General features: G+C 55.7%; 18 protein-coding genes, 1 pseudogene and 1 riboswitch. Of the genes and pseudogenes, 5 read left to right on the forward strand and 14 right to left on the reverse strand.

Annotated elements, in window-relative coordinates; genetic code table 11:
- Positions 1 to 50: 50 nt before the first annotated feature.
- On the reverse strand, positions 51 to 467 hold the full coding sequence (locus GOV38_RS14340) for a helix-turn-helix domain-containing protein (RefSeq protein WP_171098186.1): 417 nt from the start codon (positions 465 to 467) through the stop codon (positions 51 to 53).
- Between the two features lie 73 nt (positions 468 to 540).
- Between GOV38_RS14340 and GOV38_RS14345 the strand changes: the two genes are divergently transcribed.
- Together GOV38_RS14345 and GOV38_RS14350 are read left to right on the forward strand one after the other, a co-directional pair.
- Positions 541 to 1,176: a cation transporter gene (locus GOV38_RS14345; protein WP_171098184.1), complete on the forward strand. Its 636-nt coding sequence runs from the start codon at positions 541 to 543 to the stop codon at positions 1,174 to 1,176.
- Positions 1,177 to 1,266: 90 nt separating this feature from the next.
- A riboswitch (cobalamin riboswitch) is annotated at positions 1,267 to 1,461 on the forward strand.
- 47 nt (positions 1,462 to 1,508) lie between these two features.
- Positions 1,509 to 2,186, forward strand: coding sequence for an energy-coupling factor ABC transporter permease (locus tag GOV38_RS14350; protein ID WP_171127985.1), 678 nt, complete (start codon positions 1,509 to 1,511; stop codon positions 2,184 to 2,186).
- 475 nt (positions 2,187 to 2,661) lie between these two features.
- Here GOV38_RS14350 and GOV38_RS14355 read toward each other — a convergent pair whose 3' ends face one another.
- From GOV38_RS14355 to GOV38_RS14365, 3 genes are read right to left on the reverse strand one after another with little or no spacing between them, the layout of a single operon-like run.
- Positions 2,662 to 3,003: a hypothetical protein gene (locus GOV38_RS14355; RefSeq protein ID WP_171209548.1), complete on the reverse strand. Its 342-nt coding sequence runs from the start codon at positions 3,001 to 3,003 to the stop codon at positions 2,662 to 2,664.
- On the reverse strand, positions 3,000 to 3,281 hold the full coding sequence (locus GOV38_RS14360; protein ID WP_171209547.1) for a hypothetical protein: 282 nt from the start codon (positions 3,279 to 3,281) through the stop codon (positions 3,000 to 3,002). The genes GOV38_RS14355 and GOV38_RS14360 overlap by 4 nt, the downstream gene beginning before the upstream one ends.
- 26 nt (positions 3,282 to 3,307) lie before the next feature.
- Positions 3,308 to 3,721 carry a hypothetical protein gene (locus tag GOV38_RS14365; RefSeq protein WP_171098176.1) on the reverse strand — a complete coding sequence of 138 codons (414 nt, stop codon included), beginning with the start codon at positions 3,719 to 3,721 and terminating at the stop codon, positions 3,308 to 3,310.
- Positions 3,722 to 3,984: 263 nt separating this feature from the next.
- On the opposite strand from GOV38_RS14365, the gene GOV38_RS14370 reads away from it, so the two are divergent.
- Complete coding sequence (locus GOV38_RS14370) at positions 3,985 to 4,536, forward strand: VOC family protein (RefSeq protein WP_170703321.1); 552 nt, start codon at positions 3,985 to 3,987, stop codon at positions 4,534 to 4,536.
- Between the two features lie 28 nt (positions 4,537 to 4,564).
- Here GOV38_RS14370 and GOV38_RS14375 read toward each other — a convergent pair whose 3' ends face one another.
- From GOV38_RS14375 to GOV38_RS14405, 8 genes and pseudogenes are all read right to left on the reverse strand, one after another.
- On the reverse strand, positions 4,565 to 5,080 hold the full coding sequence (locus tag GOV38_RS14375) for a hypothetical protein (RefSeq protein WP_171209546.1): 516 nt from the start codon (positions 5,078 to 5,080) through the stop codon (positions 4,565 to 4,567).
- Between the two features lie 256 nt (positions 5,081 to 5,336).
- On the reverse strand, positions 5,337 to 6,095 hold the full coding sequence (locus tag GOV38_RS14380) for a hypothetical protein (RefSeq protein ID WP_171209545.1): 759 nt from the start codon (positions 6,093 to 6,095) through the stop codon (positions 5,337 to 5,339).
- A gap of 25 nt (positions 6,096 to 6,120) precedes the next feature.
- Complete coding sequence (locus tag GOV38_RS14385) at positions 6,121 to 6,801, reverse strand: hypothetical protein (RefSeq protein WP_171209544.1); 681 nt, start codon at positions 6,799 to 6,801, stop codon at positions 6,121 to 6,123.
- Positions 6,802 to 8,317: 1,516 nt separating this feature from the next.
- Positions 8,318 to 8,626, reverse strand: coding sequence for a Bro-N domain-containing protein (locus GOV38_RS14390; RefSeq protein ID WP_371808529.1), 309 nt, complete (start codon positions 8,624 to 8,626; stop codon positions 8,318 to 8,320).
- A gap of 211 nt (positions 8,627 to 8,837) precedes the next feature.
- Positions 8,838 to 8,966 (reverse strand): hypothetical protein, encoded by a 129-nt coding sequence (locus GOV38_RS22485; protein ID WP_256368671.1) that lies wholly within the window; start codon positions 8,964 to 8,966, stop codon positions 8,838 to 8,840.
- A gap of 83 nt (positions 8,967 to 9,049) precedes the next feature.
- Complete coding sequence (locus GOV38_RS14395; RefSeq protein ID WP_171209543.1) at positions 9,050 to 9,289, reverse strand: hypothetical protein; 240 nt, start codon at positions 9,287 to 9,289, stop codon at positions 9,050 to 9,052.
- Between the two features lie 181 nt (positions 9,290 to 9,470).
- The gene (locus GOV38_RS14400) at positions 9,471 to 11,090 is read right to left on the reverse strand and encodes a recombinase family protein (protein WP_171209542.1); all 1,620 of its coding nucleotides are present in this window, start codon (positions 11,088 to 11,090) and stop codon (positions 9,471 to 9,473) included.
- 242 nt (positions 11,091 to 11,332) lie between these two features.
- A pseudogene (locus GOV38_RS14405) lies at positions 11,333 to 11,485 on the reverse strand (pirin family protein); the annotation flags it as partial.
- A 263-nt stretch (positions 11,486 to 11,748) separates the two neighbouring features.
- Between GOV38_RS14405 and GOV38_RS14410 the strand changes: the two are divergent.
- A complete protein-coding gene (locus tag GOV38_RS14410) occupies positions 11,749 to 12,237 on the forward strand; it encodes a twin-arginine translocation pathway signal (RefSeq protein ID WP_171209541.1) in 489 nt (162 codons plus the stop codon).
- 5 nt (positions 12,238 to 12,242) lie between these two features.
- Positions 12,243 to 12,833 carry a ferric reductase-like transmembrane domain-containing protein gene (locus GOV38_RS14415; RefSeq protein WP_171209540.1) on the forward strand — a complete coding sequence of 197 codons (591 nt, stop codon included), beginning with the start codon at positions 12,243 to 12,245 and terminating at the stop codon, positions 12,831 to 12,833.
- On the opposite strand, the gene argF is transcribed toward GOV38_RS14415, so the two are convergent.
- Together argF and GOV38_RS14425 are read right to left on the reverse strand one after the other, a co-directional pair.
- Positions 12,830 to 13,756 carry an ornithine carbamoyltransferase gene (gene argF / locus GOV38_RS14420; protein WP_171209539.1) on the reverse strand — a complete coding sequence of 309 codons (927 nt, stop codon included), beginning with the start codon at positions 13,754 to 13,756 and terminating at the stop codon, positions 12,830 to 12,832. The genes GOV38_RS14415 and argF overlap by 4 nt on opposite strands.
- Before the next feature lie 78 nt (positions 13,757 to 13,834).
- Positions 13,835 to 15,022 carry an aspartate aminotransferase family protein gene (locus GOV38_RS14425; RefSeq protein WP_171209538.1) on the reverse strand — a complete coding sequence of 396 codons (1,188 nt, stop codon included), beginning with the start codon at positions 15,020 to 15,022 and terminating at the stop codon, positions 13,835 to 13,837.
- Between the last annotated feature and the right edge of the window lie 119 nt (positions 15,023 to 15,141).

A 15,141-nucleotide genomic window follows, 5' to 3' on the forward strand; every position in this document is an offset into this window, starting at 1 on the left:
GGCGGGCAAAGCTCCAATTCGCTACGTCAACGCCAAAGTCTGATTTCGGGTTAATGCTCGTGATTGCAAAGCTTGTGATCCGCTAGAGAAGCCAGAACATAGCAGTCTTCCGACACGCCATCGCCGTCACAACCCTTGGAAATCCGAACCAGCTCTTTTTCAAGTGACCTTAGCCGTTTGATCTTGGCCCTGACTTCGGAAAGCTGTGAGATGGCGATATCCGTCGCGGCTTGGCATGAACGATCTGGGTGGCATTGAAGCTCGATCAGTTCCGAAATCGCCTCAATCGAGAAGCCAAGGTCACGCGCATGCTTGATGAAGCTAAGGCGTTCCAACCCAGCCGCATCATAGCGCCGTTGGTTGCCTTCAGTGCGTTCTGGTGCGGAAAGCAGGCCCATCTCTTCGTAATAGCGGATGGTCGGAATCTTGACCGCTGTGCGCTTGGACAGGTCACCAATCGAAAACATCAAATTACCTCTTGAACCTCTAGCCACTAGAGAAACTACACTATGCTAAAGACAGATTCAAAGAGGTTTCCTTATGTCAGGATGTTGCGGACACGACGCGAAGTTTGACGGCGTTTCAGATGATTACAAAAGGCGATTGTGGATCGTCATTGCACTCAATGCCACGATGTTTGTGGTCGAGATGACCGCCGGGCATTATGCGAAGTCTCAGGCACTACAGGCCGACGCACTCGACTTCTTGGGGGATGCCCTCACCTATGGCATTTCTCTGGCTGTAATAGGCGCTTCAATCCGAGCGCGAACAAATGCTGCCCTAGCCAAAGGCCTCAGCCTTTTTCTGATGGGTTCATGGGTATTCGGGTCGACCGTATATCGGGTGTTCTACGTCGGCGTTCCTGAGGCTGAAATCATGGGAATGGTGGGGTTCCTTGCACTGCTTACAAACCTTGCCAGTGTTCTTCTGCTCGTCAGGTACAAAGATGGAGACGCGAATGTCCGCTCCGTCTGGCTTTGTTCCCGCAATGATGCCATCGGGAACGTGGCAGTGATGTTTGCCGCTCTCGGCGTTTGGGGCACAGCCACAGGATGGCCTGACCTAATCGTAGCGACGATCATGGCGGGTTTGTTTTTGTCATCATCTGTACAAATCGTGCGCCAAGCTCTGGCGGAGCGGCGTGATAGCAAGCTCCATCAACAGGTTAGTGCCTAACGGAATGAAACTCCTGACGCCAAATTGAGCCAGAGCCAGGATATTGTTTTGTCAGGCGTCAGCGTTTTGATTGACTCGTCGGGAAAGCGCGTGAATAGGATGCGATGCGGTGGTCGGGATGGTTCGTTCCGACTGAAAAGGGAACGAGGTGAGAATCCTCGGCTGCCCCTGCAACTGTAAGCGGTGAGCAAACCCGGAATTGCACCACTGACACACTGTGTTGGGAAGGCTCGGGAGCGCGTTGAGTCGCAAGCCAGGAGACCTGCCGCTAGAGCAACCGCCGAGTTTCTCGGCATCAAATGTCGTCAGGAAGGACGGCAAGGAGACTGAATATGCATATTGAACCGGGCGTCGTAGACGGCGCGAAAATGGTGTTTGCCTACGGAACGGCCGCCGCCGCCGCTGGTTATTCCCTCAAGCTGGTGGCCGACGATTTGAAGTCGCACTCGGTGATTTCATTCGGGGTACGCAGTGTGCTGGCTGTGGCTACGGTGTTTTTGTTCTTCGAGGTGTTCCCGCACTTTGCGGTTGGCATCTCTGAGGTGCACTTCATATTGGGAACCACGATACTGCTGCTGCTTGGTGCGGGACCCGCAGCAATAGGTCTTGCGGGTGGGCTTTTTGTCCAAGGTGCTTTGTTTGCGCCGAGCGACATGCCCATGTACTTCGTGAACGTGACAACGCTGTTGTTCCCGCTGTTCCTCATCGACGCCTTGGCAAAACGCATCATCCCTGAGCAAAAAGCCTACGTCGATTGTAGCTACGGCGAAGTATTCAAGCTTTCACTTGCTTACCAAGGTGGTGTGATTGCTTGGGTGGCATTCTGGGCGTTTTATGGCCAAGGCTTCGGAGCCGAGAACATGGCCGCCGTTGGAAGCTTCGGCGCAGCTTACCTGTTGGTGGTTCTGGTTGAACCCATTGCTGACCTGGCAGTGTTGGCTGGCGCGAAGCTTCTTCGTGACAGCAAGCAAAGCGGTGTGTTTACGCGTCGGCTATACCACCCGGCTTGAGTCTAACAATCAGGGCGGCTCCAGTAGCTGCGGGCCGCCTAAATCCGATGCTGCGCAAACACTTGGTGAGCCGCCGAAGTCGATTGCAGGTACGGCAGCACATCTTCACCAAAGCCATCTCTCATAACCGGGTCCAACATCGGATACCTGACTTTCGCAGCTTCGCAGCAACTTGATGGGTTTGGGCTCGGAGCGGTCATTGAGTTGTTCTTTGCGGATGCGTTGCTGGTCAGATAAGTGCCCTTGCCCGACGAAAAAGGAAGGGGCCTAAGCAGCTCCCTCTAAGTTCTCTCTAGGTCACTCTCTCAGCAAAACCTCGAACATCCGACGCCCCACCAGCATTCGCCGGGAACAACTCACGGTTCCGCCTTACGTGAGCCTTTCCTCAGCGCGACCCGCGTCGAACACTGAGTTGAATGCGGGGGCTACTGTTGGGTTGGCGACCAGCTTATCGATGGCCTCTTGGGGGATTACTTCAAACTCTGCCATTCGGTGCGTCCTTGGTTATCCCGAGCAACCCATCGATCTGCGACAGTTGTGTTCGGAGCTTGGTTTTCATGACCCTGCGGGCATGTTCGAACGGAACGATCTCTGCACCGAGAATGTGGTTTGATTTTGCTTGAAAGCCCCGAGCAGAACTCAGGTCAAACGTCCAAGCGCCCGGACGGTCGGTGTAGACGGCTCCTGACGGTTGTTGGAGAACGTAGGCTGCGCCCGAAGTGCCTGCGGTCAACACCTCACAGTAGGCTGCGGAGAGGTTCTCTCGGAGACGCATCAGGTCAAGTTGCAAGTGACCCTCGTACTTTGAGTTGCTCATTTCAGTTCCTCCGGCATAGTCAGCCCGCTACTTCTTGCGACCCTGCGGATGTCGGTGGATATGAAGGCGTAGGTCTTGTTTAGGATGGCTACGATCTCAGCCCGCTCGCCGTATCCTGGCTTGATCATCTGGTTCGGGTGGGCTGTCTCGATCTGTTCAGCCTCGTCTCGCATTTCTTGGGCAATCTGACGGATACCTGCGAGGATCGAGAGGGTGCGCTTCCAGCTTTCGGTCTCGTCGGTCAGTGGTCCTGGTGTGGGGTTGGTCTTTGATGTCATGTTGTTGGTCCTTTGGTTATGCGGTGTCACTGAGCCGCTGGGTTGAACATTGAGTGCTGCTGAAAGATCGCGCGGGCATCCCGAAAGAACTCGGCTTTGCCAAGCGTTGTCCCTTTCGACCGGCGCAACATGTCCCGCCAGATCGGCAGTTGCGTGTTGGGGTCGAATGGGTCATCGGTCAGATGCTCAAGGGCGATCACTGCGGACTGGTCATAGCGATGCCGGGTGCGGCGTCCTTGGAGACGCATGAGCATGTCACCGATCTTTCGGTCGATCACCTCGTCACGGCGTTTGGAAACCATGTTCTCGGCCTTGGTCATCGGAGCGGATGCCTTGGCGATTGCGTCGAGGTCTGCCTTGTGCTGGCGAGTTCTTCCGTGCAGCGGTGTGTGCTTTTGGTAGTGACGTTTGGCGTCACCAATTGTGATAGCGTTGGCCATATTTGGAGTCCTTTGTGGAAACCCTCAGAACCCTCAAAACAGCATTTCCCTACCGACCCCTGCGGTGGGTCGATTTTAGCCTCAGAAAAGCTAATGAAATCAATGGATCACGGGAGGTGATTTGGGGAGTCGAGGGATGTTGATGGGGAGGCTTTCGGTAGTACGGAAGCTGCAACCTGAAAACGTGCGGTTGCTATCGTGGTTTGCTTGCGGACTTAATGGTTGGGTGAGACGCGAACTCATCAAAGGGGAGGAAACTCAACATGCGCAAGTTACAGGCACAGGGCATTCACCACATTACCCTGACAGGTGCAGACCGGCAGACATCAATAGATTTCTGGGAGGGTCTTCTCGGGTTTTCGCTTATCTTTGATCAACCAAACTTGGATGATCATTCACAGGGTCACTTGTACTTCGCTGCCGGAAACGGTCAGACGATCACCGTGTTCACTAATGAAGATCGAAAGCCGTCCGGCAGATTGCTCGAGGATCAAGTCGGCGCGGTTCATCATCTAGCATTTGCTGTGTCCCGTTCGGTCCTCATGCAAGTTGAGGAGCGGTTGGATGAAAGGGGCATCAAGCACACTCCGATCAAAGACCGAGGCTTCATGAACTCGATCTATTTTCACGACCCGCTGGGCTTGAGGATCGAACTTGCGAGTTACCGGTTTGAGCCACCCGAAGGAGCAACTCACGGTGACGTTCTGGCTGAAGCTCACAGGCTTCGTGTGGAACGTGGTGACCTGGCGATAGCCGATGTTCACCTAGCGGATGCGATCGAGAACATTGTCTCGGAGCGAACCCCGAGGATGTAGTTTTACTTTTTGTCGTTCTTTGGCGTCATCAACCGCCAATCGTCATCGCTTCTATGCTGTCGAGACGTGCTTCAAGTTCAGCCTCAGCAACTTCGGTTTGCTCGTGCCCTGCAAAGGTGAACTTCTCGAGGCTCTCATCGATCTCGAGTGCGACACCGAGTGTATCCGCGAGTTTCTGATAGAAGGCTTCAAGTGCGTCACGTTGGGCGGTCGTGATGGTCTCAGAGAACTTGCCGGTCTCGCGATCCCTACCCCCGACTAAGCCGATTTGGATATTGTGCGGCTTGTAGATATCGCGCCCCATTGCACCAATCGACAGAGGGTGACGGCATATCTCAACAGTGCCATCGACCTGTACCAAGTAGTGCCAGCCGATACCGAAACGACCGGTCTTGGCATGTTCAACATCGATCAATGCGGCGTTAATACGTGGATCGGCTGGGTGATGGGTGTACCTGACGAAGATGCCGGTGGTTTTCTCGCGGTGCACCGTGGGGAACATCGTGGTCCGCAAGTATGTGTCGGCCCGTTTTAACTTGAGCATAGTTGCCTTGTCCTGTTTTCACTCGGTTTTCCCAAGCAATGAGTTCACCCTTGGTCAACCGACCGGTGCCGGTGGGAGACCAACCGTCCTCGATGAGATCGACGGTTGCGTACCAGTAATCCGGGTCAGCGCAGGCACGGGGTTGGATACGGTTCAGGACAATCTCGATATCGGTGTCCCAAACCATGTCGATTAAACTGGTCATGTCTTTGTCATTCGTTCTGGCGATGGTAGCGAGCCATCACCAAACAGAAGGTCAATGACCAAGTTGCTCGCGGATGTGCCGGGCGAACTCGGTCCACGTAATCCCATCGGCGCGACCTGCCGCTCGGTCCACCGCGAACTGGCGAACGCAGCGGTCAACACCGGGGTGCGTGTCTGATGCCTGTTTCAAGAAGTCGAAGCCATCTTGCCCAAGTTCCCGCAGCGCACTCTGAGTTGCTGCCTGGGTGATCGTATTCTGGACATTTGCGAACATGGCTTGGGTGTCGCCGGGTACATCGATTTCGGATAGCGACCCGTCAGCAAGACCGCGCATGGTTTCGGTGGCTTGGTCGATAGTCATACCGGACAGGGCAATCTGACCGAATGCTGCTTCGTAGGTCTGAGCCTCTTCCATCGACATGATGCTGTCGTCGAGCGATGTGTTCAGACCATCGATCACACCGTCGAGCTCTTGGTGGCCCGTGTCGCTACCTTGCGTTTGCTCTGAGTTCGGCTCTTCCTGGTGTTCTTGTGCGGCTCGTTTGGCTGCACCGTATGACAACTGTTCGTCGAACGCAGTGTTCAGATAACCAAGCTCTCTTGCCTGCTTAACGGTTAGCTCCATGCCACCGACCTCCATTAGGTCGTTGTCGTTGAGGTCATTCGGCGAGTGAACTTCGCGGTTGAAACCGCCAGTTCGCACGTTGACGCCGCCGCTCGAGTAGTCTGCGCTCGAAGCATAACCTTTCGACGAGGGCATAGATTGTTCGATTGCGCCATCGCTTCCGAAAGTTACTCTTTCTACTGTCATCGTTCTTCGGTCCTTTAACTGAATATTAGGCCAAGCCGAGTTCGATCTCGGCAAGTTCTTGGGGGGTTGGTGGGTTTTCGACAAATGGCAGGCCGTCGATTGCTTTGCCTTCATCAAGGCTCATCAGGTGTACCGGGCAGAGCTTCGAGATTGCCTCGACCGAGTATCCGCGAAGTCGAATGCGGGAATACGCAAGGATGAGACGCAGCTTCGTGTCATCGTCCAAGTCCCTTTCGTGTATCTGCGACAGCGCGGAGACTTGTCCGTCCCTTGCGCATAGTTCTAGGAAGGCCACGCCGACGGCGCTTTCCTTTACTTTGTTGCTCATCTTTCGTGTCCCTCGGGGTTTTGCGTTGCTGCGTTCATCGAGTTCTGCCTCGAGTATCTCGACCTTGTTCTTCCAACGAGCGAGCATCTCTTCGGCCTTGATAGTCTCGCGTTGCTCAGGGGTGAGTTCGGCCTGCCTAATCCCATGAGCTTCGGCACAGGATGGGCAGTTGTATTCATCACCGAACGGAGCCGGGAACTTCACACCGCACGAGATGCAAGACTTGTAGTTGATCCTGCGGTTCTCAGCGATGCAACGACCGCACCGCGAGGCTTTGGGTTTGTGGGTTTCGTGTGCTTCACCGCAGGCGTTGCAGGTCTTGAGGTACATCTGCCGGGGTGGCTTCTTGGGTTTCGCTCTACGCTTCGCCGGGGGCATATCGGGAGGTCCTTACCTGTCAAACAGCCAGCTTGGGTCTGGCATCGGGGGCGCTATAGATTTGGGTTGGGGTGACGATCGGGGTTGCAGACCGGAGACCGGGTCGAGGCCCTCGGGCCACTCACCTTTGATCAATCCCGAAGATCGGCGGATTGCCTTGTGGTATCGAGAGGGTATCTTTGAGGACCTCGGCAGGACGTGGTCAAACAGGCTATCACCGAGGAAGTCGGTACGCATTGAACGGATCGGCACAGAGACCGGTGGATGTGCATCACCAGAGGCGAGGAGACGACCGTAGGTGGTCACGATCAGTGCTCGGAGGTCTCCATCAGTTCGACGTAGACCGATCTTCTCAGCGGCCTTGTGTGCGTGTGTGCCAACAATGGCAAAGTCAGCATAGGTTAGACGGTACTTCGAATATCGAACATCGCCGGTCGGCACCTCATCCTTCTGACCGGGAGGGACACAGAGACCTTGGCGACCCATGAACGTGCCACCCGCTACAAATACGTTGTAACGATGACCAGTATCGAGGAACTCTCGAGCGAGCGTGTAGTGAACGAAAGCCCTGACGATCACTGACGGGTTCGGTTCATACCGTCTACCGACCAATAGATGCGGCAACCTTGTTCTTGCGCGACCGTATCTCAGCGGAGGCATTCGGTAGGCTGGACGGTCGAGCCAATCACCGACCCGATGGCGTGTACCTCGAGCAAACCTCACGGCTTCAATGACCTCTGATTGTGTCGGCTCAATGTGTTTCAATACCGTCCGAGCAACTGTGCTGATCGCGCCGCCTGGAACATAACCACCGAGGGGAACGCCACGGTTCTCGACCACCAACCGACATCGGGAACACAAGCCCCATCGCTGGGAGAGACGCTGGGTATGCTCATAGGCTGGTAATAGGTTGTCGCATGTAGCTGAGGCGCAGACGTTCATTGTGGCCTCGCTGGATGCTATTAATGGGTTGTACGTAGGGATTACTTCGGGGGTCTCTGCGAAACAGTCACCAAGGAACAGAGACCCCCATCAACCCGCCCATGCGCCAAGCTGACAACAGACAACACGGGCGGAGTGAAACGGTTAAAGGTCCCACTAGCTCGACCACTCGATACACGCGGGGTGTACTTTGAGGGGAGCCGTGTGAGACTTGAACCACCATCGACCAAGGACCAAGATCGATGCGGTATAGGGATTAGGATTGATGGTTATCGGTGATGGACATTCACCGGACGTACACAGACGGGGAACTGTGAAGCCTTGAGAGGAACCTGATCGTGTAACTATTGGTAAATCTGTTGGTATCTGTTCTCTATAAGGGGGCAGTAATTCCAACCCATTGATTTACAACGAGGTGTACCTAGCGAGTCATCGACCGGTGATGATCATCATCAATCATCCATGTTGAGGAGATACCGAGGGTGAACTTGAGGTTTACTCTAGGAGGTACACTAGAGGTATAGCTTTCGCTTCTTCTCTCTCATAAGGGTGCAGTAATTCAGAACCCCTTGTTTCATTGAGTTTCCCGCACACCCGCTTTCTCCTCACCAGCGATGTACCCTCTGTCCTTACGGATCGACGGTAGGACAACCTGAGTGACCCAATTTTGGAACGCACGGGCCTCTGGTTTGTTGGATCGCATGATGATCTTGTAGAGACCGCTCTCAGAGATCAGCTTGTTTGGACGGGCGCGGCCTTGTGTGAGTTTGAAATTTCTAACTTCGGTTTCATCAAGGTTAGTCGTGGCGTTCGTCACACTCCCAATGGTGAGAACTTCTGTCACGTCCTTGGCGACGAACCACGGGTTCCCGTCGATCTCCACGACGCGGATGGGGTTGACTTAGCTGACCCTCGACCTTCGCTTTTTGCCCCCGTGAACCGTTGATTTCGTTGGGAAATAAACCTCCAAAATCAGGGTTAAGCTAGGGTGACCTACAAAGTGTTGATTTAGAGGTTATTGGAGCCTCGCCCAGCAGCCCACCAGCCGAGACGTTTTGGGTTCATTCAGAAGGATGCAGTTATTGCCTGTTTGCTCACTGCGGTAACCCCATGTGACGAGCGACTGTGAGCAGGTCATCGATCTTGCGTTGCAAATCCCTGTACTCCTCATCCCCTACGAGCCCATCCCGATCCACCTTCTCCATGACGCTCTTCTGCGTCATGTGGATTGCAGCGTCGAAGGCGAAAGCTTGTACTTGGAGTGTTGAGGAGAAGTGCTTCAAGTCCAACTTGCGGCGGGTGCTACTCATACGCGGAACACCTCCGGTGGGCGGGTGCCTGAGTTGGCATTGGTGCTACCAGTCACCATGACAGCTTTGGTTGCCCTCAGGAGCAACGAGAGCGGCAACCGTTTCCAGAAGTTGACTGCCAGTTTCTCGGGGGTTTCTTCACGGAACGCGTGGTTGTCGCCATGGGTCAGTTCGTGAATGCGCTGCTCGAGGATGTCTTGAACTTGCTCGAGGTCTCTACGTGTTTGGTTGTCCATTCCGACGCTTCCTTTTTCGTGGTTGAGATACGGATAGATAAGGGACCCAGACTCTCGAAGTCAACGATTAAATTGTTTATTTTCATATAGTTACGATGCGTGAGGCCTTGCGATATCGTATGTTTTCGAAGCGCCCTAGTGGGCCTCTCCGACCCACTCAAAAGGTTAGTCTTCCAGCCGCCTAGTGGATCACTTCGTCTGACGGCCTCCTTGGTTCGAGACCGCTCAGGCCCTTCCCGATGGTCAACTTGATACCGTTCCGCATGGTGACACTTAGATCATAGACAGGATGCGGCACACGGATGCCTTTCGCCCGCTTCCGGGGCGTCTTTGAGAGGCGCATCTCCTCGCCTCTGTAGACATCAACACGGGCAACAACCCGACGTACAAGTGCGTTCAACTCGTGAGGCTCGAGGTCACTTACATCGCGGGGAAGATCGATCACTCCTAGACCAGCACTCTCGTTGATCCGTTTCAGTTCTTCCTCGAGTTCCTCGACCTCAGCCTGCGCAGCCATCAGCAGACGGGGCGTTACTGCGGGTTTCGATTGGAGGTACTCGAGTGTACCCTGAGCATCCAAGAGTGCTGTCTCGAGACCCTCTGTCTCCGGTGAGGTCTCAACTGCGTTTGCTTTCCTGATTTCCGGCCAGTAATCGATCAACACCTCATCTATGTGGGACACGGCTCCGATGTAGGTATTCAAAACCGGATCAACGTAGGCTGCGGTTCGAGCATAGGCTTTGCGCTTGGCATTCCGGTCTGTGCCGGGAACCTTGAGTACACCTGTAAGCGCAGCTTTGGTCTGCCGACGCATAGGTTCGACCGGTGATGTTGTTTTGACCGCAGCACCACCAGCAGCCTCACGCTGTTCAAGGCGGAACCTCACACGGCGCTCAGTGTCCTCGTCAACGATCCTCGGGAAATAATCCCTTACCTTGTCGATGACCACCCGGTCACCTTTGCGGTAGAACCCTTTGGCAATCGGTAGTGATCCGTCCTTTTCCTCGGGTTTGATCTTGCGGCCAATCTCGAGGGTGCCATACGCGGCCTCTGAGCGTACCAACTGACTGACAGTCTGACCCCGCCATTGCCCTCGAACCAACGCAGGGACACCCTGAGCGGCCAGATCACGGGCAATACCGACAGGGCGTTCACCGTTGGCAAATCTCTCGAACACATCGCGGACCAGTGCAGCTTTGTCTTTGATGACCTCGAACTCTCTGGATGTCTTGGGGTCACCTACCACCTTGATCCATGCGGGTGTCTGAGAGGAGCGCACACGGTTACCTGCGAGCGTCTCGTTGGTGTTCGCTCCCCATGCAGCGGTGAGTCGCTTAGACTTGACCTCACTCTCTTGGTTAGCCCTCTCGAAACCGACCAGCATCATGATCCCATCTGCGAAATCGATCCTCTCGCCAGCCTTGAACACCTTTCCGTCGAAAAGGGTTACAAGGTTCACACCCCCATCAACGATGTCAAACAAGATATCCATTCCCTTGCGCCAGTGTTGACGCGATAGGCGGTCCAATGACTCGACGAGCAGTGTTGAACCCTGAGGCACCGCTCCGTCCTCTACGGCCTCTAAGAAGCCTCGTAAGGCCCCTACCTCCGCATTGGCCCCCTTGAAGGCTGACACCCCGAGGTCCTCGAAGTTCTTTGAGGAAAGCTCATAGCCATTCGCATCACACCATGCTTGTGCTGCCTCGGTCTGACGCTTGATGCTGTTGCCATCCTTCTGTTGAGCCGAGGAGAACCTCCTGTAGCTGAACGCTAGGGGCTTAGCTCCGTTGCCGACATCCATGTTCGTCTCTCTCCGTTTGTACCGGCAGGTTCACCCAGGGTGATCGGCCCGATATCTCCGCGTGATCTATTGGAGATGAGGCCTATCATGGTCAAGTGTACCTTCGGTGTTACCCTTGGTTTTGGTCTTTGACCGAGGACGCTGGAAAGGACACGAACGAAAGAGGAGATCAACCCAACTCATGCACACACCAAGCAACCTCAGCAGGTTCAATCAGTAGGGTCATATCGAATTTACTTCAAGAAAATAAACGGCCCGACCAGTTGGCGTTTGACGGACGGTAACGCGCGACGCACTTCGAATCCGCCCAGATCCCGGGCGCGTGGGATGATCAGTGTGTCCAAAGCCGTGTTCTGCGATTGGCAGTCCGGGCTGTGGGTGGGGTTCCAACTCATGTCTGCACTCCGATGACCTCAAGGTTAACGTTCGCTTGTGCATGATATAGCGCAGATATCACCATTTCCATTCGCACAAACGCACAGAAACGGTGCGCTTCGCGTTATCAACCGCCCCGGCGCTGACAGATTGGACTGCAAACAATGGCCAACGTGTTCACGATTTTGGGCGCAGTCTCGGAATACGCACCCATCGTGCTAAACTCTAACCAACCGCTTGGCAGGAACCGGGCGTGGGACATTATTTGAGGAAAGAACCTGGCATGACCGCTGTTTCATACTCTCGTCGTTCTTTGATGGCTGTCGGAGGCGCAGCGCTGGCTGCAGGAGCCTCGGGCCTTTTGATGCCTGCCCGCGCAAGTGGGTTGGCACCGACCCCAACAATGCGAGGTGGCGCAAACAACTATCGCCCCGGCGCGCCGATTGTGGAGCGCATCGGCGGTGGTGGATTCTGGATGACAGGAACCGTGCGGCGTGCAGGTGATGGAGCCCCCCTGCCCAATCAGCGTATCCAGATCTGGGCGCATACCACCGAAGGCCATGAGCGTGATCCGCAGAGCCACGGGGCCACGCTGACTGATGCCGACGGCGCGTTTCGGCTTGAGATGCCGCAGATTGTCCCCGCCTTTGGCCAACCGCATGGCCATCTGGCCTATGACAGTGGTGAGTTCGAGACGGTGTTCCTGCGCCCTGTCATGTCCAGTGCGCGCGACAAGACGCTTGCGGCGCATTTTGTGTTGCAACCCTTGTAATCTTCATGCGCGTTGTCATCTGGGCGGGTTTGAGCACCGCCCTACTGGTGCCAGTCGTCACAGCCGCCTTCAGCCCCTATCTGGCTTGGCGTGAGCCGATCTATATCATCGCAGGCTTTGCAGGCATTCTTGGGATGTGCCTGCTCTTGCTTCAACCTTTGCTGGCCGGGCGTTGGCTGCCCGGGCTGTCACCGGTCGCAAGCCGCCACTGGCACCGGTGGTGTGGTCTGGCGCTTGTCACGGCCATCCTTGTGCATGTGGGCGGGTTGTGGATCACCAGCCCGCCGGATGTGGTGGACGCCCTTTTATTTGTATCCGCCACGCCCTTTTCCACCTGGGGCGTGATCGCGATGTGGGTCGGGTTTGCCGCCGCGCTGATGGGGATGTCGCGCCAACGTCTGTCCTTGCGATTTCGGGTCTGGCGCTTGGGTCACGCGGCGCTGGCCATTGTGACCATTCTGGGCAGTGTCGTCCATGCACTGCTGATTGAAGGCACGATGGAGATCATGTCCAAGTTTGCGCTTTGCGCCCTTGTTGTAGCGGCGAGCGCAGCGACGCTCGCCAAACTGCGTGTGTGGGACGTCAAACGGCGTTAGACGCCCAGGCACCAGCGCATCACCGCCTTTTGCGCATGCAGGCGGTTTTCTGCCTCATCGAAGATGACCGAGTTCGGGCCGTCCATGACCTCGGATGTTGCCTCTTCTTCGCGATGCGCGGGCAGGCAATGCATGAACAAAGCGTCAGGCTTGGCATGCGACATCAACTCGGTATTCACCTGATAGGGGCGCAGCATGTTATGACGACGCTCTTTCGCCGATTGGGAATCATGCATCGACACCCAGGTGTCGGCCACAACCAGATCAGCCCCTTCTACGGCTTTGAACGGGTCGCGTTCGATCTGGATTGTTGAACCCTTCTGGCGCGCGAAACCCATGAACTCTTCTTCAGGATCCAGTTGAGCCGGACCGCTAAAGGTCAGATCAAAACCGAACTGACCTGCCGCGTGCAGGAATGAGGCGCAGACATTGTTGCCGTCACCGGTCCAGACCACTTTCTTTCCTTTGATCGGGCCGCGATGCTCCTCAAAGGTCAAGACATCCGCCATGATCTGACAGGGATGGGTGCGGTCGGTCAGGCCGTTGATCACCGGTAGGTCCGAATATTCGGCCATCTCGGTCAGGATCGTCTCATCAAAGGTGCGGATCATGATCATATCGACATAGCGCGACAGCACACGGGCGGTGTCGGCGATGGTTTCACCATGACCCAGTTGCATGTCCTTGCCCGAAAGCACCATGGTCTGCCCCCCCATCTGACGCACGCCCACGTCAAAAGACACGCGTGTACGGGTTGAGGGTTTTTCAAAGATCAGGGCAACCATGCGATCCTTGAGCGGCTGGTCATCATCAGGGGCCGCTTTGGGCCTGCCAAGACGCGCCTGTTTCATCGTGCTGGCCTGATCGATCATCGACCGCAATGCGCCTGCGTCGGTTTTGTGGATATCGAGGAAGTGGTTCATATCGTGTCACTTTTGGCAATGGGTGGCGGGTGGGGGCCAGCCCCCACACCCCCGCCGTATTTCAAACAAGAAGAAGGGTCAGACAGCAGCCAGCGTGCTTTCGACCTGCGCCGCGGTTTTTTCCAAACGGATCAAGGCCTGAGCGATTTCATCCTCGCTAACGTTCAGGGGTGGCAACAGGCGCACAACGTTGTCAGCGGCCAGGACGGTTATGATCTGGTTGTCAAACCCCGCGCTGACCACATCCGTATTGGCCACCTTGCATTTCAGACCCAGCAACAAGCCCGCGCCCCGCACCTCTTCAAAGACGTCCGGGTGATCGGCCACCAGCCCTTCCAGTTTCTGGCGCAGCAACCCGCCCTTGCGGCGCACGCCTTCCAGAAAGGCCGGTGTCGCAACCTGCTCGATCACAGCGTTTCCCACAGCACAGCCCAAGGGATTGCCACCATAGGTCGAGCCATGGGTGCCTACCGTCATGCCCGAGGCAGCCTCTTCTGTAGCCAGTACAGCACCCAGAGGGAAACCGCCGCCAATGCCCTTGGCGGACATCATGATATCGGGTTTGACCCCGGCCCATTCATGTGCAAAGAGCTTACCGGTTCTGCCGATACCGCATTGGATCTCATCAAAAATCAGCAGCAGGCCGTTTTCGTCACAGATTTGGCGCAGGGCTTTCAATTCGGCATCGGGAACAACGCGAATGCCGCCCTCGCCCTGGATCGGTTCGATCATGATGGCCGCGGTGTTTTCCGTGATCGCGTTGGTGACGCCATCCAGATCTCCCAATGGCACTTGCACAAAGCCGGGCAGCGCAGGTCCAAAGCCTTTGCTGATCTTCTCGGACCCTGTGGCCGCCATCCCGGCCGAAGACCGGCCGTGAAAGGCGCCCTCGAAAGTGATGATTTCGATCTTTTCGGGATGACCTTTGTCATAGAAATACTTGCGCGCCATTTTCACCGCCAATTCGCAGGACTCAGTACCCGAATTGGTGAAAAACACGGTGTCAGCAAAGGAATGCTCGACCAGTTTGTCCGCCAGCGCCTGCTGTTGCGGAATGTGATACAGGTTCGAGACATGCCACAGCGTATGAGCCTGCTCGCTGAGTGCGGCGGCAAGCGCAGGATGGGCGTGGCCCAGCGCGTTCACCGCGATCCCGGCGCCGAAATCCAGAAAACGTCGCCCGTCTGCCTCGGTCAGCCAGGTGCCTTCGCCCTTCACAAAGGTCAGGGGCGCACGGTTATAGGTCGGCAGAACGGACGGGATCATCGGATCATCCTTTTCAGATTTCTTGAGCCTCGTGAGTGAAACACTCGGCCCATCTTCGTCAATATATTTGGTGAGGATCGTGCCGCATAATCAGCACAAAAGATCAAAAAACGCCGGTT

The organism is Ruegeria sp. HKCCA5839 (assembly GCF_013035585.1).
GTDB lineage: Bacteria > Pseudomonadota > Alphaproteobacteria > Rhodobacterales > Rhodobacteraceae > Ruegeria.